Genomic DNA, 1,672 nt, shown 5'->3' on the forward strand with positions numbered 1-1,672 from the left:
CTAACCTCGGTCTTTCACTTGGACGCTCGCCCATAGTCAGCATTCGATGAATACGGTTCGCGTGCTTGATGGCGTTTTCCTGGCATGCCAAGGGCCCGGCGCGGGGCCGGGTTCCTCCGTGCTGCTGGTTGAGGCGGGATCTGTGAGGGTCAGCTGGTGGGTCGGGGTAACGCCGTGAGCTTGCTGAACGCGCTGGTCAGGGCGTCGGTCCAGGGCCAGTTCGCGGCGATGGCGAGGCGGGTCCGCCGGGCGGTGCGGGTGATCCGGGCAGCGACGTGCAGCAGCCGGTAACGCAGCTTCTTCGGTTCCGCGGTGGCCAGATCGCCGTCCAGCAGCAGGGTCCGGGTCCAGGCGAGCAGGTCGATGCCGGTCAACGCGAGTTGCAGCCAGGCCTGGTTGATCGCGAACACCCGGGACGGGAACCGGCCGAAGCCGGTGTTCTTGCCGGTGCGGATGCGGTCCTCGACCCGGGCGTGGGCCCGGTGCCGGGCCTCCAGGTGCTGGATGCTCCCGTTGCCGGGCGGGGTGTCGGTGGCGACGATCTGGTGCCGCCAGCCTTCGATGGTGTCGAACAAGCTCAGCTGGGCGCCGGGGTGCGGGCGTTCGCGGCGGACCAGGAATCGGGTGCCTTCCGGCCAGCCGGCCGGGTCGAACAGGCTGGTGATCTCGCAGACCTCGGCATGTTCACGCAGGTCACCGCCGGTATCGACGGCGGGGACCCAGCCGGTCGCGGCTCGGATCGCAGCCCGGACTGATTCAGTGATCGCGGCGCCGACACTGAATCGGATGTCGAGGTGGTGTTCGCGGAGGGACCGGATGTGGGCGAGGAAACCGTGACTGGATCCGGCCGAGTCGGCGCGCAGCAGGATCGGGGTGCCGTGCCGGACAGTGTCGGGGATCTGAGCGAGGGCTTGGTCGAGGACGGTGATGTGGTCGGTGGTGGTGTTGGAGCCGGCCCGGCCTTCGCGCAGCAGGCCGGCGAGGGCTTCGCCGGTGTTGTCTAGGAAGCACAGCAGCGGGTGGAAGCCGAACGTCTTTTTCCAGGTGCGGGTGGCCGATTCCTTGCCGGAGTGGCAGATCACGATGGTCGCGTCGATGTCGAGGACCAGGCCGTCGACCTGTTGGCCGGCGACTGTCGGCTGTGGCAGATCGCCGCAGACCTCGGCGTGCTGGGCCCAGGCGATCTCGCGGGCATCGGCTCTGGCGGCCCGCAGCTCGGCCAGCATCGTGGCGTCGAGCTGCGATAACAGTCGCCACGCGGTCGGGTCGGACGCGACCGGCCCGAACAGGGCCGCCTGGTCACGCAGCACCGCCAGATCGGCGATGGCCTCGCCCCCGTCAGCGAGCATCACGGCGAGATCGACCGCGATCCGGCCCGGATCGTGCCCGCGCTGCCGCTGACGCAGCCCCGCCAATGCTTGGCTGAACGCGCTGGTCAGACCGGTCGCGTCAGCGAGATCGGCGAGCAGCCGGGCACCGGCGTGACCGACCACGCCCCGCCCGTCCCCGGTCACCATGATCTTCGGACGTGTTGCGGTAGTCTTCACCCAGCAAGTGCCTTCCGTGACGGGTTAACAGGACTCTTCGACAAGCCCTATTTTCCCTGATCAGAAGGCACTTCTGCGTTTCCGGCCCACTCCTTGGACAACCCTTAACGAAGGGCCGAGGCTAA

Annotated in this window: 1 protein-coding gene; it reads right to left on the reverse strand. The window is 68.3% G+C overall.

Annotated elements, in window-relative coordinates; translation table 11 throughout:
- Positions 1-149 precede the first annotated feature (149 nt).
- Positions 150-1,547, reverse strand: coding sequence for an IS1380 family transposase (locus tag ADL15_RS13250; RefSeq protein ID WP_067689155.1), 1,398 nt, complete (start codon positions 1,545-1,547; stop codon positions 150-152).
- Between the last annotated feature and the right edge of the window lie 125 nt (positions 1,548-1,672).

The organism is Actinoplanes awajinensis subsp. mycoplanecinus, assembly GCF_001509495.1.
Lineage (GTDB): Bacteria > Actinomycetota > Actinomycetes > Mycobacteriales > Micromonosporaceae > Actinoplanes > Actinoplanes palleronii.